The following is a 21,689-nucleotide window of genomic DNA, read 5'->3' as shown; positions in this document are numbered from 1 at the left end:
GCCTGGTGCGAGGCGATCGTGTCGCGCCGGGCGTATCTGCAAGTCACTTGCGTTCGCTGCGCTTCGCCCGGATCTCCGCTTGCGTTGTCTGTTTCTCGCATGTCAGGCAGTCGTGTCGCTGGTCGACGCCTCTGTGCTCGTTCCTTGCTCGGATGCCGGCTCGCACGCGCTTTGTGCGTGCAACGCATCCAGTGCATCGAGGATCGCTTCGGGCGTCGCGGGCGCGCGCAACATCGGCGCATGCTGTGCACACGGTACCGCGGCCGCGATCGCGTCGCGAATCGCGAGGAACACGGAGAACGGCAACAGCAAAGGCGGCTCGCCGACAGCCTTCGAGCGGAACACTGTCGGCTCTGCGTTCGGGTTTGGGTAGAGCCGCACGTGGAAAGCGGCGGGCGTATCGTTCACAGCCGGAATCTTGTACGTGGACGGTGCATGCGTCATCAGACGGCCGTCGCGGTTCCACCATAGCTCTTCGGTCGTGAGCCAGCCCATGCCCTGAATGAAGCCGCCTTCGACCTGACCCAGATCGATCGCCGGATTGATCGACTGACCAGCGTCGTGCAGTACGTCGGCACGCAGCAGTTTCCATTCGCCGGTCAGTGTGTCGATCACTACTTCGGACACGGCCGCGCCATACGCGAAGTAATAAAACGGATGACCGGTCAGCGTTTTCGCGTCCCAATGCACCTTCGGCGTCGCGTAGAAACCGTCCGACCACAACTGCACGCGCGCGAGGTACGCGGCGCCGACCAGTTGATCGAAGGGCATCGCACCGCCGTTCACCGTTACCTCGCCGTTCGCGAACAGCACATCGTCCGCGTTGCCGCCGAGTTGTTTCGCCACGAGTTCGGCAAGCCGCGCACGAATGTTTCGCGCGGCGTCTTGCGCGGCCTTGCCGTTCAGATCGCTGCCGGTGGAAGCCGCGGTCGCCGACGTGTTGGCGATCTTCGAGGTATCGGTTGCGCTCACACGCACGCGCGAGAGCGGCAAGCCGAACTCATTCGCGACGACTTGCGCGACCTTCGTGTTGAGCCCCTGGCCCATCTCGGTGCCACCGTGATTGACGAGCACCGAGCCGTCCTTATACACATGCACCAGTGCGCCGGCCTGATTCAGAAACGGCACATTGAACGAGATGCCGAACTTGACCGGCGAAAACGCGAGGCCGCGCTTCAGTATTGGGCTTCTGGCGTTGAACGCGGCGATCGCTGCGCGGCGAGCGCGATAGTCGCTGGAGTCGAGCAGATCGTCGGTCAACGGCGCGATGATGTTGTCTTCGACAAGCTGTCCATATGGAGTCGTATCGCGCTCGCCTACGCCGTAGTAGTTGGCGAGGCGTACGTCTAGCGGATCGTGGTTCAGTTGACCCGCAATGCTGTCGAGCATCACTTCCATCACGAGTGCGCCTTGCGGGCCGCCAAAGCCGCGGAACGCGGTGTTCGACTGCGTATTCGTTTTGCAGCACAGCGCGACGATGTCGACGTCGGACAGGTAGTACGCGTTATCGAAATGACACACGGCGCGCGTGGCGACGGCGCCAGAGAGATCGGCGGAATAGCCTGCGCGCAACGCAATTTCCACACGGGCGCCGAGAATGCGGCCATTGTTGTCGAAGCCCGCTTCGTATTCGTAGATCGCGTCGTGCCGCTTGCCGGTGATCATGAAGTCGTCGTCGCGATCGGCGCGCAGTTTGACCGGACGACGCAGCAGCTTCGCCGCGAGCGATGCCACGCAGGCGAAGAGCGCCGATTGCGATTCCTTGCCGCCGAAGCCGCCGCCCATCCGGCGGCACTCGCACACCACGTTATGCGCGGGCCAGTCGAGCATATGCGCGACGACCTGCTGCATTTCGCTCGGATGCTGCGTCGAGCTATAGACGAGCATGCCGTCCATCTCTTTCGGCACCGCATACGCGACCTGGCCTTCCAGATAGAACTGCTCCTGGCCGCCGACTTCGAACGTGCCGCGAATTTTATTCGGCGCGGCGGCGATCTTCGCGTCCGGATCGCCGCGCTTCAGATGCAGCGGCGGCAGCACGAACTGTTTGGCGGCCTTCGCGTCCGCCGGGGTGAGAATCGCGTCGAGCGGCTCATAGCGGATCACGTCGTCGCTCTTTGCGAGCGCCGCGGCGCGGCGCGCGAGCTCGTGGCTCTGCGCAATCACGGCGAACACAGGCTGACCGAGGTACAGGACTTCGTTGACGGCGAGAATCGGGTCGTCGTGCAGCACAGGGCCGCAATTGTTTTCACCTGGGATGTCTTCGGCGGTCAGCACCGCTATGACGCCGGGCGCTTTCTTCACCGCGTCGAGATCCATCGACACGATGCGCGCGTGCGCATGCCGCGACAAGCCAAGCGCCGCGTGCAGCGTGCCTTGCAGTTCGGCGATGTCGTCGGTGTACGTGGCCTCGCCGCTCACGTGCAGCGCGGCCGATTCATGTGGCAGCGCGACGCCGATCGCGGCTTCGGGTCGATGCAGGTCGGCGGGGCTTCCAGCCGGGCCTTCCGCCTGTTTTGCAGCGCGTTCGACAAAAGCATCGGTGCGATTCATCACGACGGCTCCTTCACGATCGCGTCCGGCGTGCCGGCTTCGAACGCGAATGCATTCACGTCGAAGAGCGCGAGCGGCGCGCCCTCGCGCGTTTCCAGATGGAAGCGCCACAGCAGGTTGCGCGCCACCTTCAGCCGATAGGCGCTCGATGCGCGCATGTCGGTGAGCGGCTGATAGTCGGCGGCAAGTGCGTTCATGGCCTGCCGCGCGGTGCTTTCGTTCCACGTCCCGCCGCTCAGCACGGCTTCGGTTTGCGTGGCCCGCTTCGGCGTTGCAGCCATGCCGCCGAATGCGACGCGAGCCTCGACGATCGTGCTGCCTTCGTCAATATGCAGAGCGAATGCGGCGCAGACCGCCGAGATGTCCTGATCGTAGCGCTTGGACACTTTGTAGGTGCGAAAGCGCAGATTGCCCGCCGGCCGCGGCACGCGCAGCGCGGCGACGAATTCGCCCGACACGAGCGCGGTTTTCTGATAGCCGAGATAGAACTCGTCGAGCGGCAGCGTGCGCGTTTTCGTGCCGTGGCGCAGCACCACTTCGGCACCGAGCGCAAGCAGCGCGGGCATCGAATCGCCGATCGGCGAACCGTTTGCAACATTGCCGCCGAGCGTGCCGGCATTGCGGATCGGCAGCGATGCAAAGCGCGTCCAAAGTTCGGCGAGTTCGGGGTAGTCGGCGGCTAGAGCCGCATACGCGTCTTCGAGCGTGACAGCCGCGCCGATGGTGAGCGTCTGCGCATCGCGCTCGATCGTCTTCAGTTCACGCACATTGCCGATGTACAGAACGTCGCCGAGATCGCGGAACTGCTTGGTGACCCACAGGCCGACGTCAGTGCTGCCGGCCACGAGCCGGGCTTGCGGATGTTCGGCGCGAAGCCGCGCGAATGCGTCGAGCGTGAGCGGCGCATAAAACGCTGGCGCGCCGAAGGCCGCGCCGCGCGTGTCGGGCGCGCGGTACTCGAAGGTGTCGTTGCGTTGCAGTTTGCGCAGCGTTTCTTCGACAGCCTTGCGATCGAGCGTCACGCGCGGGTATTGCGCATAGTCGAACATTTTCTGCGATGCGTCCACGATCGGCCGGTACCCGGTGCAGCGGCACAGGTTGCCGGAGAGCGCAGTGTTGATTTCGTCGCGTGTCGGCAGGCCGGCAGCCGCTGGCTGGTTTTCGTAGAGTGCCCACATCGACATCACGAAGCCTGGCGTGCAGAAGCCGCACTGCGAACCGTGACAGTCGACCATTGCCTGTTGCACGGGATGCAGCGTGCCGTCCGCAGCGCGCAGGTCTTCGACCGTGAACAGGGCTTTGCCGTCGAGGGTGGGCAGGAACTGGATGCAGGCGTTGACCGCTTTCAGCGCGAGCGCGCCTTGCGCGTCGAGCTCGCCGATGACGACCGTGCAGGCGCCACAGTCGCCTTCAGCGCAGCCTTCCTTGGTGCCGGTGCAATGCAGGTCTTCGCGCAGATGCTGGAGCACGGTGCGCGATGCGGGTACGCCGGAGATCTCGTGGACGGACCCTTGGCGATAAAAGCGGATGGTTTGCGTTGTCATGGCGAATCCAGAAGACAGTGCGGACCGGGCGCGCGTTACGCATGGGGTCGCGCCAAAGCCGGCCTCGCGCACGTAGATCGCCATCCATATCCGAAGATAGCATTACGGCGCCCCAAAAATATTTCCGATGTCGCATGAAGCTTATTCGGAAGATGCAATGAGATCAGTCCGATTTGAGTCGGATTCGCTTCGCGCGGGGAAGTTGCGTCGGGCGGGGGACGCACCAGCAAAAGCTGGCAGAAGGCGGAGAAGGAGCAGGCGAAGGGGCCGGGGCGGGACTGCGGACCAGGCGAAGCGCCGACCCGGCGGTTCAAAAACGCCGGAAACCGGGACGCGCGACGGCGGCAGCAACCGGATCGGCCCCGATCCACATAGGCGGTATCACTGCGGCGGTCTTCGCCATAGCGCCGCGCCGTCTAAAACCGGCAAATTCCCTCAAGCAATCCGTCTGCGATTGCGCACTAGGCTAATCGCCAGCGGAACAAAAGCCAGCACGAAGCCGACCAGTGCCCACATCGGCAGCGTCAGCCCCAGGATCGGCGGATAGGCGGTTTCGCATAGCCCGGCCACCTTGAATACGCCCGGCAGCCAATGCGCAGGCGGCAAGCTGTCGACGATAGGCTGCAGCGCGTCGAAGCCACAGCTGAAGCCCGGATTCGCCTGCACATACACGTGCCGGGCCGCCGTCACGATACCCGCCAGCGCCGACAGTGCCGCCAGCGTTTCGAGCAGACGCACACCGCGCCAACTATTGAACCGCGCGCCGAGGAACGCGAAGATTGCGATCAGCAGGAAGAAATAGCGCTGGATGATGCACAGCGGGCACGGGTCCTCGTGCTTGACGTACTGCAGATACAGCGCGCCGGCAACGAGGCCGACGCAGATCAGGCCAAGCAGGACCAGCAGGGAGCGCTCGCGGCGCAGCATCGCATTGTCGTTGTTCATGGATCGTGTGGCGGTTGTGTAGCTGTTGTGTGGCCGCTAATCAGCGGAAACGGCGAGTGCCCGCGATTTTAGCGCGAACCCCCGCCCACACGACGCCACACCCGCACGCAAACCGTGACGCCGCTCAGCGAATCGCGTTGAGCACCGCTTCGGCGCCCCGGCCAATGGCGAGAAGCGCGTCGTCGGCGTGCGGCGCGCCTGCCAGCATCAGGCCGACCGGGGCGTCGCCTCGCAAGTGGCAGGGCAGCGACAGCGCGCAGGCGTCGAGGAAGTTGAACACGCCGGGGTTGCGCAGCATCAGTGCGTTGGTGCGGCCGAAGAGGTCGTCGTCGGAAACGAGTTCGGCGACGCGAGGCGGCAGCATCGGCACGGTCGGCGCGACTACCGCGTCGAAGCGCTGCCACAGCGTGCGCGCCGCTTCGGCGAGCATCGCGTCGCGTTCGGCGAGCAGGTCCAGATAGTCGGCGGCGCTTGCCGGCTGGCCCTTGAGAATGCGCACCAGCACGCGCGGATCGTATTGCTCGCGGTGCTTCTCCAGCAAAGGACGATGCCACGCATACGCTTCGATCGGCGAAAAGCCGAAACGGTTGATGTCCGGCAGACGGTCGAGCGGCGCAAAGCGCACTTCGCTGACAATCGCTCCGGCCGCTTCGAGGTGCTTGAGCGCGGTGTCTACAGCGGCCGCGACCTCGGGCTCGACGCCGTCTGTCACGTAGTTGGTCAGCACGCCGAGGCGCACGCCTTCGAGCGGCCGCGCAGCCGGCACGCGCGGTTCGAGCCCGGCGAGCGTGCGGTCCACCAGTGCGCAGCACGCCACCGAGACGCCGATCGGGCCGAACGAATCGAGCGTCGGCGAAAGCGGCACGCCGCCCTGCTTCGGAACGCGCGCGGCGGTCGGCTTGAAGCCGGTCAGACCGCACAGCGCGGCCGGAATGCGAAGCGAGCCACCCGTGTCGGTGCCGAGCGCGACGGCGGCCATGCCGTCCGCGACGGATGCCGCGGCGCCCGACGACGAGCCACCCGAGATCCGCTCGTCGCCCTTTACGTCGCGCCGGTACGGCGACAGCGGGTTGCCGTAGTGCGGATTGAGTCCAAGCCCGGAAAACGCGAATTCGCTCATATTGGTTCGTCCGACGATCACCGCGCCCGCCCGCTTCAGGCGCGCGACGGCTACGGCGTCATGCGTGGCGGGGGAGGCGTCGGCAAGCACCGTCGAGCCGGCGCGGGTCGGCTGTCCTTCAATGTCGAACAGATCTTTCACCGAGACCGGGATGCCGGCGAGCGGCGAGAGTACCGTGCCGGCGGCGCGCAAACGGTCGTGCGCGTCGGCGGCCTGGCGTGCGCCGTCTGCATCGATGTGCATGAAGGCGACCGCGCCCTGGCCCGCCGGATCGACGATCCGTTCGAGCGCGGTTTCGACGAGCGCGCGGCTCGTGGTGCGCCCCGCGACGAGGTCGGCGGCGAGCTGGGCAAGCGGCGGGAAGGGCGTGAATTCAGTGGCCATGATGTCGTTCGATCCGGTTGGTCTGCGTGAAGCCGCTTACGTAACGTTTCTACATGCGGTTTCTACATGCGGGTTTTACATGCGGTTGAAAAGCGTCGCGCGAAATGCCTCGATATGTTTCTGCACCGAGCGTTTCGCGCCTTCGGCGTCGCGCTCGCGCAGCAGGCGGAACAGTTCGAGGTGTTCTTCGTGAACGTCTTCGAGATGATGCGGCTCGGAGAGTGAAATGAACCAGAAGCGCAACGAGCGCTCATGCAGTCCGCGCAGAATGTCGGCGAGCACCGCGTTGCGCGAGGCGGCCGAAATGGCCAGATGGAACTCGCGGTCAATGTCCATCATGCCTTCTATGTCGTGCGCGGCGAGGCACACGGCCGAGCGCTCCAGCAGTGTCTGCATCGCGTCGTAGTCGTGCTGTTGCGCGTGACGCGCGGCGAGTTCGACGCAATAGCTCTCGTTGACGAGGCGCACGTCGATGATCGCAAGCACGTCGTCGAGTGAAACGGGACGCACCATGATGCCCTTGCGCGGCATGATGGTCAGCATCCCTTCGTGGACGAGCCGGTGCAGCGCCTGGTGCACCGGCGTCCTGCCGATGCCGGTCAGCGCCATCAACTCCGCTTCGTTGAGCACCTCGCTCGGCCGCAAACGCATCGTGATGATTTCGCGCTTGACGAACGCATATGCCTGTTCGGCGAGACTCGCGTTGGCGGTCGCGCGGGTGGGCCGTGGAGGGCGGGCGGTCTGCAAAAGCGTCATGTGAAGAAGGAGCGGACGATGTCGTCCGCGCATTGTAGAGCAAGGTCGAGCGAGCATTTCGCGGGCGCGGCGGGCGCTGGCTTCGGTCCGATGCAAGCTGCGTGAGCCTGGCCTGTCAGGGTGGCTCGTGCCGCCGAACCAGCCTCCGTGGACCGAGGCTGTTCGAGCCCGCCACGCCGCACAACTATTGATACCTCACGCGCTACCCGCCACCGTTGTCGCGGCGTGCTGAACCCTGACACGCGGCATCATCAGCGTGACGAGGCCTCCCACGATCAGCGCGCCCGCAATCAGCACGAGCCCGAACGTCACGCTATGCGTCGCGTCTTTCACAATACCGAGTACATACGGGCTGACATAACCGGCGAGGTTGGCGATCGAATTGATCACCGCAATGCCGGCGACCGCAGCGGTGCCTTGCAGGAAGCTCGTCGACATCGACCAGAAGATGCCGAAGCCCGCGAGAATGCCGATATACGCAATCGACAAACCGGTGACGGCTAGCGGAATCGAGTTCGTAACCGACGCGCTGCCGAGCAGGCCCGCCGCGCCGATGAAACAGCACACGGCGTAATGCCAGCGGCGCTCGCCGGTCACATCCGACGAACGGCCGATCAGAATCATGCCGATACCGGCAGCCAGATACGGGATGGCGGTAACGAAGCCGTTGGTCACGAGATTCGTCACGCCGAGGTCTTTGACGATCTGCGGCAGCCAGAACGAAAAACCTGCATTGCCGGTAACGAGGCAGAAGTAGATCAGCGTGAGCAGCCAGAAGCGGCCCGAACGCAATGCGATAGAGAGGCTATGTTCGGCGCCTTCCGCAGCTGCCGCGGCATTCTCACGCGAGATGCGGGCGAGGATTACGCGTTTTTCGTCGTCGCTCAGCCACGGGGCCTCGGCGGGCGTGTTGCGCAACACCGCGAGCGCCCAGAAGCCGGCGAGAATCGACGGAATGCCTTCGATCAGGAACATCCACTGCCAGCCGCGCAATCCGTGCGCTTCGTGCAGCGCCGACATCAGGAAACCCGACAACGGCGCACCGATGATGCCCGCCACCGGAATTGCAGCCATGAAGACGGCGACCATGCGCGCGCGGCGGTCGGACGGGAACCAGAACGTCAGATACAGCACGACGCCCGGCACCAGTCCGGCTTCAGCGACGCCGAGGAAAAAGCGCAGCACGTAGAACATGGTCTCGCTGCGTACGAACATCATCAGACACGACAGCAGGCCCCACAGCATCGTGATGCGGGCGATGGTGGCGCGCGCACCGAATTTCTTCAGCAGCAGGTTGCTCGGCACCTCGAATACGAAATAGCCGAAGAAGAAGATTCCCGCGCCCAGTCCGTACGCGGCGTTGGAAAGTCCGAGGTCGCCGGTGAACTGCAGCTTCGCATAACCGATGTTGACGCGATCCAGATACGACAGCACGTAGACAAGAAACAGGAACGGCATGATGCGCCACGTGATCTTGCGGATGGCGGCGGCTTCGAGCCAGGCGTCGGAAGACGCGTCGGCAGCGGATGGCAATGGGGTGCTCATGAATGCCTCATTGAACGATAGCTCATTCGACAACAGGTAACGCGCGCACGCGATAGGCGTGGCGCAGCGTGCGGTTCAGTACGGGGTCGTGCAATTCGAGTTCGAGCGCGTCGCCGTCGTCCATGCCGACAATGCCGCCTTGCACCGCGAGCGTGCCGCAGAACATGGCCGCGCCTTGTGCGAGCGGGGCGCGCGCGAGCAGGTCGGCGGCGGGTAGCAACGAGGCGACGCTGCCTTGTTGATACACGCGGCGCTCGCCGTTCGCGATCGCATGGGCGCGCAGTTCGAGCTGATCCCAATGGTCGGCGACGTCCTCGAATCGCCACGCGTCGCGCGCGACCGGCTTTGGACACACCTGCTTGGAGACGGTCACGCCGTAGGCCTCGACTTCCCGGTCGGTGTGATCGGAGCCGACGGTGACGAGCAGTCCCGCATTGGAATGCACCAGCACGCATTCCGCTTCGCCGCTCGACTTCGTGCCGACGACGTCGATCTGTTCGGCTTGCGTCAGCAGTTCTGAGCCCAGACGGTAAAAGCACGGCGTGGTGGAAGGGCGCTTCACGCCGAGTTCGGCAAGCTCGGCAATGTGGTGCTCGATTGCGGCCTGATCGCGGCCTGCCCAGCCAGCGATCGTGAGGCGGTTTACATCGGTTGAAATGGCGCGCTCGGCGCCGGAACGGTCTACAACCTTGAAAGACACCTGCTGCATGAGTGAACTCCGGAACGATATGCGGCAAATATTATTGTGATATTTCACAGGCGTCCAGCGTGTCAAAAACATTGGCTTCCAATCGCCGACCGGCGCGCAGGACGCGGCGCCGGAGACGGTTTGTTACACTGCGCTTCTTTGAACATTACTTTTTGTAAGGGAAAGACGCATGCACGAAGGCATCGGCTTCATTCAGGATCTGGCGGTCGTGATGGCGCTCGCCGGCGTCGTTACCGTGCTGTTCCATCGCCTGAAGCAGCCGGTGGTGCTCGGCTATATCGCGGCGGGGGTGATCATCGGTCCGTACACGCCGCCGTTTCAGCTGATCCACGACGAGCAGACCATCAAGACGCTGGGCGAACTGGGCGTTGTGTTCCTGATGTTTTCGCTCGGTCTCGAATTCAGTCTGCGGAAGCTCTTCAAGGTGGGCGCGACCGCGATCGTCGCGGCGCTCTCCGAAATCGTACTGATGCTGTGGCTAGGCTATGAAATCGGCAGCGCATTCGGCTGGAGTTCGATGGATTCGTTATTCCTCGGCGCGATACTCGCCATTTCGTCGACGACCATCATCGTCAAGGCGTTGTCTGAGCTTGGCCTGAAGCGCGAGAGTTTCGCGCAACTCGTATTCGGCATTCTGATCGTCGAAGACATTCTCGCCATCGCGATGCTCGTGCTGCTGTCCGGCATCGCGCAAACAGGGCAGTTGAGCGCGGGCGTTGCAGCTGTCACGCTGGGCAAGCTGTTGCTGTTCATGACGGTGTCGCTGGTTGTCGGCATTCTCGTCGTGCCGCGCGCGCTGAACTATGTCGCGCGTGCCCGCAGCGACGAGATGTTGCTCGTCGCCGTGCTCGGGTTCTGTTTCGGTTTCTGCCTGCTGGTGGTCAAGCTCGACTACAGCATTGCGCTGGGCGCGTTCCTGATTGGCGCGATCATGGCCGAATCGCGTCATCTGCATCGAATCGAGCATCTGATTGCACCGTTGCGCGATGCGTTTTCTGCGATCTTTTTCGTCACCATCGGATTGATGCTGAATCCCGCGGTGCTCGTCGACTATGCGTGGCCGATTGCCGTCATCACGGTCGCGGTCATCGTCGGCAAGATCGTCTCGTGCGGGCTAGGCACCTTTCTCGCGGGCAAGGACGGCCGCACGGCGATGCGCGTCGGCATGACGGTTTCACAGATCGGTGAGTTCTCGTTCATCATCGCGTCGCTCGGTTTGACGCTGAAGGTGACGAGCGCGTTTCTTTATCCGATTGCGGTGGCCGTATCGGCTTTGACCACGCTCTTCACGCCTTATCTGATACGCGCCGCAGATCCGCTCACGCGGCGTTTCGCCGACGCGATGCCGCGCACGCTCGTCAATGTGTTCGGCATGTATAGCCAGTGGTTGAGCAGCCTCAGCACAGAAAGCGGCGAGCCCACGCTTTTCAGCATGACGCGGCGAATCATTCTGCAAATCGCGGTGAATCTTGCGTTGGTTGCCGCGATCTTTCTGATCGTGTCCTACGGCGCGCCTTATATCAGTACGGTGTTGACGCGTTGGGTCAGTTCAGAGCCGATGCAGCGCGTCGCACTATGGAGCGCCGCACTGCTCGTGTCGATGCCGTTTCTGGTGGCGGTTTATCGCAAGACCAAGTCGCTCGCGTTGCTGCTCGCCGAGGTGAGCGTGCAGCCGGCGACGGCCGGGCGCTTTACGAGCGCGCTGCGTTATGCGATCTCCGATCTCGTGCCGGTGGTGTGCATGGTCGGCGTGTTTCTGCTCGTCGCGGCGCTGTCGGGCGGCATCCTGCCGCCCACCGGCCTACTCGCCGCGGTGCTGATCTGCGCGGCGCTGCTGCTCGCGCTCGTGTGGCGCTGGTGCGTGAAGATTCACGCGGCGATGCAGATCGCGCTGCGCGAAACTTTTGACGAACAGCCGGATCCCTAAGTTAGACAGAACTGCGCGAGGCGGCCCGACAATGTGAGCAATTGTGTGCGGGTTTGCCGGGTCAGGCACGCTGGCGGATAATCAGGGCATATTCATTCGTTCGCGTGGAAGGCGCCTGTCCAACAGTCATGAGCGAAAACAAACCTGAAAACGTCGGTCAACCCGGCAGTTCAACGCCGCCTGCGGCATCGCCGGAAAGCTTCGGCCAAACACCGGCCGAACCGACCGCATCGTTACCCCTCTCGCATGAAGATGCCATTCAGTCGCCCGTGAAAGATCCGGTCGCGTCGAAGGCGGCGCCGTCGTCTGTGCCAGTCACGGCATCGGTCACGGCGCCGGCCACTTCGTCGGAGGCGGCTGCGAGGTCATCGACTGACGATCCCGAAAGCGCGTCCACCGTTACGCCGGTCGCCAAGCGGACCGCCCAGCAACGCGACGCAGCCGAGGCGCGCAGTTCCGCCGCGGCTTCCACCGCGAAGCAGGAGGCCGCGGTCCATGAGCGCGACGCGCGTTCCGTTCGCGGGCGGGAAGTTCCTTCGGCGACGTCCGCCTCGTCCGGATCCTCATCGCAGATTCATAGCGCGACGCCGCTGACCAGTGAACCGATTCAAGGCGAACTCATCACTTCGGCTGACGACGTGCTCGCCGCGGAAGACGCCGCTGCATCTACCGCGCGTCCGGCCGGTTCGCCGCCGCCGGGCTTCGGCGCCGCGCCCGATTTCACCGCGACCAACCCGCCGCCGCCGAATGCGTTGCCGCCGTCACCACCGCGCTATCTGAAGCAGACGGACTCGGCGTGGTCCGTGTTCGGTCGCATCATCGCGGCGCGGGCGCGGCAACTGTTCGATCGTGCCGGTCAGCGGATCACGCAGCGCACGCTGCGCATCGGCGTATCGGCGCGAATCTTCCACCCGGAGCCGGGCGCGAAAGGTCTGCGCGGCAAGACGCTGCAATATCTCGAGGAGTCGATTGCGCACTGGGTGATGTCGCGCGACGTGCTCGTCTTCATGATTCCGACGGTCGGACACCAGGGCATGCTGCATCCGAGCAACATTCGTTTGCGCGACTACGCGAAGCATCTCGACGGCCTGTTGCTGCAAGGCGGCGCGGACGTTTCGCCCCAATCGTATGCGGAGGCGGCGACAAGTCCCGAATGGCCCGGCGACCGCGTGCGCGACATGTACGAGCTCGAACTGCTGCATGAATTCATCGAGTCTGGCAAGCCGGTGCTCGGCGTGTGCCGCGGTTGTCAGCTGATCAATGTGGCGTTCGGCGGGACCCTGTATCAGGATATCGCCACCGACGTGCCGACCGCCGGTGCGCACGTGAACGAAGATTACGATCAGCATCGGCACGCCATCCATTTCCCTGACGGCTCGACGCTCGCCAATATGTTCCCCGCCCGGCGCGACGCGATCGTCAACTCGATTCACCATCAGGCAGTCAAGACGCTCGGCCGCGATCTGAATATCGAAGCGGTGTCGGCATCGGACGGCATTATCGAAGCCGTGCGCTACCGGCGCGCGCCTTTCGTGATGGGTGTGCAATGGCATCCCGAGTTCCATCGCGCGGGCGGTCCTGAGTTGCTCGATTGCACGCCGCTGCTCGATACATTCCTGCGAGTGGCGCGCGAAACGCGCTTCTAGGCATGGAGTGACGGCAGTTCGGGCTTGCGTATTGCCGGCGCGGCCCGGTGCCGGAAAATGTCATTCGTCAGAGGCGCCACTGCGTAAGTGGCGCCTCGTTATTTATGGGTTTGTCGTTATCACTTGCGCGTGGCGTCTGGGCGTAACGTCTTGTCGATTGACGCCATATTTCTCCTGCGTTTCAAGCCTTATCCAGATATGTTTTATTTCGCGATAGACGGGCACGTCGTGTATTTCGGACAACGTAGTTTTATCTCAATTTAAAGTCCAATTTTGCGACGCTTCAATGCTTCGCTTAAGCGACAATCCGCGCGATAATCCAAAGCTGTTTTCTGGATCCGCATTGAGCATGCACGTATGAAGTACACCTTATTGATACGGCGCGCCATGCTGCTCGCGACTTCGTGTGCGCTGTTGCAGCATGGCGGGTTCGTGCTGGCCGCGCAAGGCGAAATGGCCGCGCCCATGGTCGGCACGCGGCCGGCCATGAACACTCTGACGCCGCAGCCCGTCGTCGCTGTGCTGCGCGACGCGGCGTCGGGGGGCGCCTCGGCCTCCGCTGTGTCGCTTGCTACGGGCGCCTCAGGTTCGTCAGGGTCGTTAGGTTCGTTGGCTCAGTCCGCTGCATCGCCCGAGTCGCCGATGTCTGGCGACGCGCAAGGCAACGTGGCCGAATTAATGCAAATGATTCAGGACACGAAGCTGAGCGAATTGCGCACCACGTACAACGGCAGTTATGGCGCGAGCCTTTTCTTTTATCCTCGCGAGATGACGTACTACGTCGCGTTGTTTCAGGACAAGCATTTCTGGCGGGTAATCAAGTCGGCGGACGCGGGCCGGGCTGAAGCAATCTACGCGGGATTCGTACAGCAAACCGCGCAGTTGGCTGAGGTGGAGATTCACCGGACGCAGTTGCAGGCGCAGAAGGCGTACATAGAGGACACGATCGCGTTATCCGAAGATCGTGCGAAGCGCCTGCAAGCCGACCTCGAAGTCGCCCGCACCCAGCAGGCCAAGGTCAACGACTACCAGCGTCAAACGCAAAACGAAGCGGCCGCGTTACGCGAGGAAAAGGAGCGGGCTCAGGCGCAACTGCGGCAGGTGCAAGGTCAGGTCATGCAATTGCAACGGCAGACCGAAATGGGCTTGGCAGGCCAGAAGTAAATGCGCTTGAATGCGGAGGAAGCCCGGCTTTGGCAGCCGGGCTTTTTTATGCCGCTTTTCGCGCGGCTATCTGATGAATTGATCCGGCGCTTCGGTCACGCGCCGATGTGTGAGACGGGCGCTCCACTGCTGCCCGGCGCTCTCGTCCAGATTCGCGGATGATGCCTGCTGCACCTGCTGCACCTGCTGCACCTGCTGCGTCGCGCTGCCGTGGCGAATGCTCGCGGACATGTCGGCGAACGTGTAGTCACTCGTGCCTGGTTGCGTCGGCGCGGGCGGCGAGTATGAGCCCGCAACCGATGGTTTGACGAACATCCGCGTTAGGGGCGTTGATATTGCGATTGTCGACACGCTGTCGACTGCATGCCGGCGATGATTCACAGCGTCAGCTCTCGGGCGATGTCCATAGACGATCCGGCGATCGCCGTCCTTCCTGCCGGCAACCGGCGTGCGTGTGCGGACGATGGTCGCTGAGCGGTGCGGTTCGATCGACGCGGTTGTCGACGAGTGCAGCGTCAAGTTGCCCGAAGGAACGGTCCGGGCCCTGCCGGACGCAGATGCGATTTGCGCATGCTGCCGTACGGCAACAGCGCTTGCACCGCTCAAGTTCGATGTTTCGGCGACGCTGTTTGAAACGTCAACGGTATCGCGCCGCAGAATCTGCGCGGCCGGCGTCTGGCGCTCGACAACAGCTATGTCAGCGCGCTTCGTAGGGTTGCCATTGCGCGGACCACGGACGTCGACATGACCGAATGCCGTCCATGCGAGCAGTGCGGCGCCACTCAACGCACAGGCGCCGCCCGCCAACGCCCACCGCGGCATGAGGAGCGCGCGTGCCGCGGGTCCTGCGACATGCGCTTTCACTGGGGCAAAAGCATCCTGAAAAGCGGGAGCCTCAGGCGCAGCCAGACTGTCCGCGAAACTCGAGTGCCCCGGAGGCAAGCCGCCGCGAAGTTGCAACGCTTCCGCGTCATGCTCACGCACTGTCTCCGCCGCCCTCGTGCCCATCGCCAATCCCATCATGGTCGCCGCGGACGCGTCGGCAAGCTGATGGTTCGGCGCTACCCATCGACAGAACGAGCGAATAGGCTGGTCGCTCAAATCAAATGTCTTGAGGACGGCTCCATAGAGCCCGTGCAGCCCTTTATCCGGGCGGTGGCTTGGCGCGAGCAACGCCCACCCGCGGCCGAAGGGCGCCGGCAGATCATTGAACGGGCGGGAGCGGGGCAACGCCATCGCGCCGTCAATTATGGTTAAAGCTGTGGTGGGCATCGATCTCTTCCAGCGCCTCGGGGACGGACGCCGCCTGGCGTCCCGTAGGTCGGTGAGACGATGGCCTCGGAGCAGTACGCAAAAAACGCTTCACGCGTCCACGCGCCGAAGCGCAGGGACGCGTATGAGCCTCCGCGAATGCATTAGCACTTCAACAGGGAAGCCATCGTCGGGAAGAAAGCATGATGCGCCCGAACGAAACCGGCAACGCTCAGACGCTTCGCAACGTGAGTGCAGATCTGTCCGGGATTGCAACGCTCAAGACGCAGGTCAGGCGCTCGACTTGTCCAACCGATAAACATAGCGCAGCGCAGTGATATCCACGCCGCCCATGCGATCCGGCTCTGCGCCGACATACTGCCAGCCTTGCCGTTCGTAGAAACCAATAGCCGGCAGATTGCCCTCTAGCGCGAATAGATAGAGTTGGGTCTCGCCCTGCGCGCGAGCCCAGTCTTCGGCGGCGCGCATCAGCAGTTTGCCGACGCCAATGCCCTGATGCTCCGGAAGTGCATGCAGGTTGTCCAGCAGCACGCCCCACGCGGATTCCGGTTGACTCTCCACGCATACGAAGCCAACGGGCTCGCCGCCCAATTCTGCAATCGCCACCATGCGACGCTCGCCACCCGGCGCGCTCATGCGGGCTTCCCAATAGGCGGCGCGTTCCTGAGTGACTTCACCGTCCAGAAAAGCGTCGGGCAACAGACCGCGATAAGTGGCGCGCCAGCTCGTGCTGTGAATAGAAGCGATAAGCGCTGCGTCGGCGATGGTTGCGGGGCGCAGCGAAAGGGCAGAGGCGGTTGGCATCGGGAAGGCATCACGGCAATGACGAGTTGCAATTCTAACGGTAGCGAGTGGCGCACCCGGCTGTAATGAAAATGTAGGAAATACGCAACAGCACTATCGACGGTAACATGATGCGGCGCGACTTCCGGCGGGTCTCAACGTTTACCCTGATACCGCTAAAGTGCATTGGGTCGCAGAATTCAGCGCCCCCGGCGCGGCTCAACCTGCGGCCAACCATTTGCCTGCGGCATCCGCTTTCTCACCGGGCGCGGATCGATTCAACTGCCAGATCGCCGCGGCTTGCCGGGCGTGGGCTTATCAGAGAACGTCATGTCAACAGCGTCACACGCCATCTCCTCGTCGCAAGAATCCAAAGCCAAGACCGTGTTCCGCGTAGTCAGCGGCAACTTTCTTGAGATGTACGACTTCATGGTCTACGGCTACTACGCGTCCGCGATTGCCAAGACCTATTTTCCGAGCGGCAGTGAGTTCGCGTCGCTGATGCTTTCGCTATCGGTGTTCGGCGCGGGCTTCCTCATGCGGCCGCTTGGCGCGATTGTCCTCGGCGCTTATATCGACCATCACGGTCGCCGCAAGGGGCTGATCCTCACCCTGGGCCTGATGGCGCTCGGCACGCTGACCGTAGCGTCCATTCCCGGCTACGCGACGATCGGCCTGCTTGCCCCGGTGCTCGTGCTGCTGGGCCGCTTGCTGCAAGGCTTTTCCGCGGGCGTGGAACTGGGCGGCGTGTCGGTGTATCTGTCGGAGATCGCCACCAAAGGCAACAAAGGCTTCTATTGCGCGTGGCAGTCGGGCAGCCAGCAGGTTGCCGTGGTGTTCGCCGCGCTGCTCGGCGTAATGCTCAACAAGATGCTGCCCGCCGACCAGATGAGCGCATGGGGCTGGCGCGTGCCGTTCCTCATCGGCTGCCTGATCGTGCCGTTTCTGTTCATGATTCGCCGCTCGTTGAAGGAAACCGAGGAGTTCTCGGCGCGCAAGCATCGTCCGGGAATGGGCGAGATCATGAAGACCATGGCCGCGAACTGGGGCACCGTGCTGGGCGGCATGGGCATGGTGATCATGACCACCGTGTCCTTCTACATGATTACGGCTTATACGCCGACCTTCGGCAAGGAAGTGCTGAAGCTGTCGTCGATCGATACGCTCGTCGTCACCGTCTGCATCGGTCTGTCGAACCTGATCTGGCTGCCGCTCGCGGGCGCGCTGTCGGACCGCATCGGCCGTCGTCCGGTGTTGCTCGCTTTTACGGCGCTCACCATCGTCACCGCGTACCCGGCGCTGCAATGGCTCGTCGCCGAGCCGTCGTTCGCTCGGCTGCTCGCCGTCGAGTTGTGGCTGTCGTTCCTCTACGGCAGTTATAACGGCGCGATGGTCGTGGCGCTGACCGAAGTCATGCCGGTCGAAGTGCGCACCGCAGGCTTCTCGCTCGCGTACAGCCTTGCCACGACGATCGGCGGTTTCACGCCGGCCATTTCCACGCTGCTGATCCATTCCACCGGCAACAAGGCGGCTCCGGGCCTGTTCCTCGGCGTGGCCGCGATCTGCGGGCTGATTGCCACGCTCGTGCTGTACCGCACGCCCGAATCGCGCGATCAATACAAAGCCGCATGATTCTGAGCGCGTGCTGACGCCGCTTGCGACGTCGACGCAACACAAACAAAAAACCCCGCGCTCGTCAGACCGCGGGGTTTTTTGTTGCCGTAGCGATCACACGACCGGGCGGCTAGCCCCGGCGCAATTCATTTGCGACCGCCTGCACGACCTCGCGCCATGCATCGGGCTGCGGCTGACGTACCAGTGTCGCACTCCCGTACCACGGGCTCCGCGTGTCGTCGGCGCACCAGCGCCAATCGGGCGCGAACGGCAGCATCAGCCAGAGCGGCTTGCGCAGCGCGCCGGCGAGGTGCGCGATCGACGTATCGATCGACACCACCGCGTCGAGGCGCTCGATGATCGCCGCCGTATCCGCGAAGTCGTCGATCCGCTTGTCGAACCGATGTATCGACCCGGCTCGCGGATGCGCGTCCAGCGCTGCGCATTCATCGGCACTGAGATTGGGCTGCAACACGATCCAGTCGATGCCTTCGATCGCGAAAAGCGGATCGAGCTCGGCGAGCGGCATAGAACGCGTTTCGTTCTGATGGATGCGCCCCGACCACGCAAGCCCAATCTTGCGCTTTGCCTGGCCGCCGAGTGAGCCGCGCCATTTCCGCCGGTACGCGGGTGGTACGCTGAGATAGGGCGCGCGCTCCGGAATCGTGTCCGACGTCGTGCCGAGCGCGAGCGGCAAGCTCAGCAACGGGCATTGAAGATCAGCGGCGGGGCGCGGCGCGCCTCGCGGGATGAGCGTCACGCGCCACGTCTGCGCGGCCGGCTCGAGCAGCGGCAGCAACTGCGGCTGTACTTCGAGCACCACACGCGCCGCACGTTGCGCGGCCAGCGGGACGAAGCGCACGAACTGCAACGTATCGCCGAAACCCTGTTCGGCGTGTATCAACAGCGTGCGTTGTGACACCGGCTCGCCGTGCCAGCGCGGTAAGGTTTCGATGGCCGGCTCGGCGACCGTTTGCAGACGCCATTCGTATTCAGGCAACCCACGCGCGAAGTCGCCCAGCGCGAGCCACGCTAGCGCCCGGTTCATATGCGCCGACGCGAGATCCGGCTGCACGCGCAGCGCCTGATCGAATGCGCGTACAGCTGTGGCGTGTGCGCCCAGCGCCTGGTGTGCGGTGCCAAGGCTCAGCCACGCGAGCGCGAATTGCGGATCCAGTCCGACTGAGCGTTCGAGATACGGTATCGCTTGAGCGTGACGCCCGAGCGCAGCCAGCGCGTTGCCCATGCCGAAGATGGCGGGCGGCAGGTTCGGCTGCAATACGAGCGCAGCCTCGAACGAGGCAACCGCCTCTGCATGCCGGCCGGTGGCGTCGAACGTATTGGCGAGGTTGAAATGCGCAGCGACGAAGCGCGGCTCGGCGGCGAGTGCGGCCTGGAAGCACGGGATCGCTTCGTCGGCGCGGCCGAGCGCATTGAGCGACATGCCCATGTTGTTGAGCGCTCCGGCGTGGCCTGGGCGCAATTCCAGCGTGCGCCGGAACGAGGCGATAGCTTCCTCGTGACGCCCGAGCGCGTGCAACGCGTTGCCCAGATTGTTATGCGACGAGGCGTCGTCCGGCTGCAGGCGCAACGAGCGGCGGAATGCGTCCGCGGCGTCTTGGTGACGACCTGCCGCCGTGTAGGCATTGCCGAGGTTGTAGTGCGCCATCGGGAACGACGGCGCAAGCGTGAGAGCGTTGCGGAACTGGTCGATGGCTTCGTCGATCTGGCCGAGCGCCTTCAGCGCGTTGCCTAGGTTCAATTGCAGCGCGGCGTCTTGCGGGCGCAGGTCTACCGCGCGCCGCACGAGTTCGGCGGCCTCGGCGTGCTGGCCCTGCTGGTGGCGCAGGACGCCCAGCAGGTGCAACGCATCGACGTGCACCGGGTCGCCGTCGAGCGTCGCGCGGTAGCCGCGTTCGGCATCGTCGAGCCGGCCGTCACGATGCGCCGCGAAAGCGCGGTCAAATACAGGTTGCATGACGGGGATGGTAGTCGGGTGAGGCAAAGCCCGCATTTTCCCACACTCGCTGACCCGCACCCCGGTTTGACCCGGCGTACCGGTTGCGCTAACATGTGAACACCTGTTCATATGTGTGCCGCCCATGATTCCCGCTACGGCTTCATTGCCGCCTTTGCCACCTTCGCCGGCGAGTTTCGAACCGCGCCTGGCGGACAGGATCGCGCCGCTCGCCGACCTGTTCCGCCTGCTGGGCGATCCGACGCGCTTGCGCATCGTGCTGGCTTGCGTCGACGAACGGCGGGCGGTGGGTGCCATTGCCGAAGAACTGAATCTGTCGCCGTCGCTCGTAAGCCATCATTTGCGGCTGCTGCGCGCGGCGCGAATCGTGCGGGCGCAGCGGCAGGGCAAGCAGGTCTTCTATCTCGCCGCCGACCGCCACATCAGCACGATGTTGGCCGGCATGCTGGAACACGTGGCCGAACCCGCCCGTGATGACGCATTGGATCTGCCATGAAGAAAATCGAAGAAAGGGAAGACGAACACGCCCCGGTGTGGCTCGACGCGTCGGATAACAACGACGTCGCGGACAAGCAGAGTCGCGTTGCCGACACGCAGGTCCACGAGGACAGTGATCGCGGGGTGGTAGCGGGGGAGCGTTCTGCTCGTGGGCTTGAACAGGACGGCCATAGAGACGGCGGCGATCACGGCCATGCCGCCGGCCACAGCCACAGCCACGACCACAGCGGCAGCGACGACCAAAGTCACGGCCACGACCACAGTCACGATCACGGCGGTGGCCACAGCCACACCCACGCAGGCCACCACCATCACCATCACGCGCCCGTCGCAGGCCACGGGTTCGCGTTCGCGCTGGCTGTCGCTTTGAATGTGGCGATCGTCGTAATTCAGGCGCTGTACGGCGTGCTCGCGCACTCGACCGCGCTGCTCGCCGATGCCGGCCACAACCTGTCCGACGTACTCGGCCTGCTGCTCGCCTGGGGCGCCGCCTGGCTCACGACACGCCGTCCTTCCGCACGCTACACGTTCGGCTACGGCAGTTCGTCGATTCTCGCGTCGCTGGCCAATGCGGCGCTCCTGTTGTTCGCATGCGGCGTGATCGTTGCCGAGGCGATCGGCCGCCTGATGAATCCGGCGCCGGTCGCAGGGCTCGCCGTGTTTGTCGTTGCGACCGTGGGCGTCGTCGTGAACGGGATTTCCGCGTGGCTCTTCATGCGTGGCCAGAAGGAAGACCTCAACATCCGCGGCGCCTTCCTGCATATGGCAGCCGATGCCGGTGTGTCCGCTGCGGTGGCCATAAGCGGTCTCGTGATTCTCTATACCAACTGGACCTGGCTCGACCCGCTTATGAGCCTGCTGGTGGTCGCGGTCGTCGTCTACGGGACTTGGGGGCTGTTGCGCGATTCGGTGAGGCTCGCGCTCAATGCAGTGCCGTCTGGCGTCGACCTGCCAAGCATCCGCGATTATCTGGCGGACCTGCCCGGCGTCGAGGGCGTGCACGATCTGCACGTGTGGGCGCTGTCGACCACCGGTAACGCGCTCAGCGTGCACCTCGTGATGCCGGCCGGGCATCCGGGCGACGAGCGGCTCGACGGTATCGTGCTCGCGTTGCGGGAGCGCTTTTCGATGCAACACGCGACGCTGCAGGTCGACCTCGGCACGACCAGTCATCGTTGCGCGATGGATCATCCGGCAGAGCAACACTGACATCTGCCGACACAGCAGCCCGCAGCCTGTTGACGCACCACA

General features: G+C 63.9%; 16 protein-coding genes. 6 read left to right on the top strand and 10 right to left on the bottom strand.

Going from position 1 to position 21,689, the window contains the following annotated elements:
* Positions 1–102: 102 nt before the first annotated feature.
* The 7 genes from xdhB to OH764_RS12910 form a co-directional block, all read right to left on the bottom strand.
* Positions 103–2,553: a xanthine dehydrogenase molybdopterin binding subunit gene (xdhB, locus tag OH764_RS12940; RefSeq protein ID WP_498847070.1), complete on the bottom strand. Its 2,451-nt coding sequence runs from the start codon at positions 2,551–2,553 to the stop codon at positions 103–105.
* Complete coding sequence (gene xdhA, locus OH764_RS12935; RefSeq protein ID WP_498847069.1) at positions 2,553–4,097, bottom strand: xanthine dehydrogenase small subunit; 1,545 nt, start codon at positions 4,095–4,097, stop codon at positions 2,553–2,555. Before xdhA ends, xdhB begins: the two co-directional genes overlap by 1 nt.
* A 435-nt stretch (positions 4,098–4,532) precedes the next feature.
* On the bottom strand, positions 4,533–5,042 hold the full coding sequence (locus tag OH764_RS12930; protein WP_498847068.1) for a disulfide bond formation protein B: 510 nt from the start codon (positions 5,040–5,042) through the stop codon (positions 4,533–4,535).
* A 124-nt stretch (positions 5,043–5,166) separates the two neighbouring features.
* Positions 5,167–6,546, bottom strand: a complete 1,380-nt coding sequence (locus OH764_RS12925; RefSeq protein ID WP_498847067.1) for an amidase — start codon at positions 6,544–6,546, stop codon at positions 5,167–5,169.
* A 75-nt stretch (positions 6,547–6,621) separates the two neighbouring features.
* Positions 6,622–7,302: a GntR family transcriptional regulator gene (locus tag OH764_RS12920; protein ID WP_498847066.1), complete on the bottom strand. Its 681-nt coding sequence runs from the start codon at positions 7,300–7,302 to the stop codon at positions 6,622–6,624.
* A 195-nt stretch (positions 7,303–7,497) separates the two neighbouring features.
* Positions 7,498–8,847 (bottom strand): MFS transporter, encoded by a 1,350-nt coding sequence (locus OH764_RS12915; RefSeq protein WP_498847065.1) that lies wholly within the window; start codon positions 8,845–8,847, stop codon positions 7,498–7,500.
* A gap of 22 nt (positions 8,848–8,869) precedes the next feature.
* Positions 8,870–9,556 carry a DUF2848 domain-containing protein gene (locus OH764_RS12910; protein ID WP_498847064.1) on the bottom strand — a complete coding sequence of 229 codons (687 nt, stop codon included), beginning with the start codon at positions 9,554–9,556 and terminating at the stop codon, positions 8,870–8,872.
* Between the two features lie 169 nt (positions 9,557–9,725).
* Between OH764_RS12910 and OH764_RS12905 the strand changes: the two genes are divergently transcribed.
* From OH764_RS12905 to OH764_RS12895, 3 genes are all read left to right on the top strand, one after another.
* Entirely contained in the window at positions 9,726–11,483 is a 1,758-nt protein-coding gene (locus tag OH764_RS12905; RefSeq protein WP_498847063.1) for a cation:proton antiporter, read from the top strand.
* Positions 11,484–11,611: 128 nt separating this feature from the next.
* Positions 11,612–13,129 (top strand): gamma-glutamyl-gamma-aminobutyrate hydrolase family protein, encoded by a 1,518-nt coding sequence (locus OH764_RS12900; RefSeq protein WP_498847062.1) that lies wholly within the window; start codon positions 11,612–11,614, stop codon positions 13,127–13,129.
* Positions 13,130–13,486: 357 nt separating this feature from the next.
* Complete coding sequence (locus OH764_RS12895; RefSeq protein WP_498847061.1) at positions 13,487–14,293, top strand: DUF2968 domain-containing protein; 807 nt, start codon at positions 13,487–13,489, stop codon at positions 14,291–14,293.
* Positions 14,294–14,359: 66 nt separating this feature from the next.
* Here OH764_RS12895 and OH764_RS12890 read toward each other — a convergent pair whose 3' ends face one another.
* Both OH764_RS12890 and OH764_RS12885 read right to left on the bottom strand, forming a co-directional pair.
* Positions 14,360–15,394 carry a hypothetical protein gene (locus tag OH764_RS12890; RefSeq protein WP_498847060.1) on the bottom strand — a complete coding sequence of 345 codons (1,035 nt, stop codon included), beginning with the start codon at positions 15,392–15,394 and terminating at the stop codon, positions 14,360–14,362.
* A gap of 441 nt (positions 15,395–15,835) precedes the next feature.
* Positions 15,836–16,369, bottom strand: coding sequence for a GNAT family N-acetyltransferase (locus OH764_RS12885; RefSeq protein ID WP_027804791.1), 534 nt, complete (start codon positions 16,367–16,369; stop codon positions 15,836–15,838).
* A 309-nt stretch (positions 16,370–16,678) separates the two neighbouring features.
* Between OH764_RS12885 and OH764_RS12880 the strand changes: the two genes are divergently transcribed.
* A complete protein-coding gene (locus OH764_RS12880) occupies positions 16,679–17,980 on the top strand; it encodes an MFS transporter (protein ID WP_027804790.1) in 1,302 nt (433 codons plus the stop codon).
* 112 nt (positions 17,981–18,092) lie between these two features.
* On the opposite strand, the gene OH764_RS12875 is transcribed toward OH764_RS12880, so the two are convergent.
* Positions 18,093–19,940, bottom strand: coding sequence for a tetratricopeptide repeat protein (locus OH764_RS12875; protein ID WP_498847059.1), 1,848 nt, complete (start codon positions 19,938–19,940; stop codon positions 18,093–18,095).
* 124 nt (positions 19,941–20,064) lie between these two features.
* Between OH764_RS12875 and OH764_RS12870 the strand changes: the two genes are divergently transcribed.
* Complete coding sequence (locus OH764_RS12870) at positions 20,065–20,436, top strand: ArsR/SmtB family transcription factor (RefSeq protein WP_498847058.1); 372 nt, start codon at positions 20,065–20,067, stop codon at positions 20,434–20,436.
* Entirely contained in the window at positions 20,433–21,647 is a 1,215-nt protein-coding gene (locus OH764_RS12865; RefSeq protein WP_498847057.1) for a cation diffusion facilitator family transporter, read from the top strand. Before OH764_RS12870 ends, OH764_RS12865 begins: the two co-directional genes overlap by 4 nt.
* Positions 21,648–21,689: the final 42 nt, after the last annotated feature.

The sequence above is a fragment of the Burkholderia sp. M6-3 genome (assembly GCF_050858985.1).
GTDB lineage: Bacteria > Pseudomonadota > Gammaproteobacteria > Burkholderiales > Burkholderiaceae > Paraburkholderia > Paraburkholderia caledonica.
Note: the sequence above shows the minus strand (reverse complement) of the source record. Positions and strands in the feature narration are given on the sequence as shown.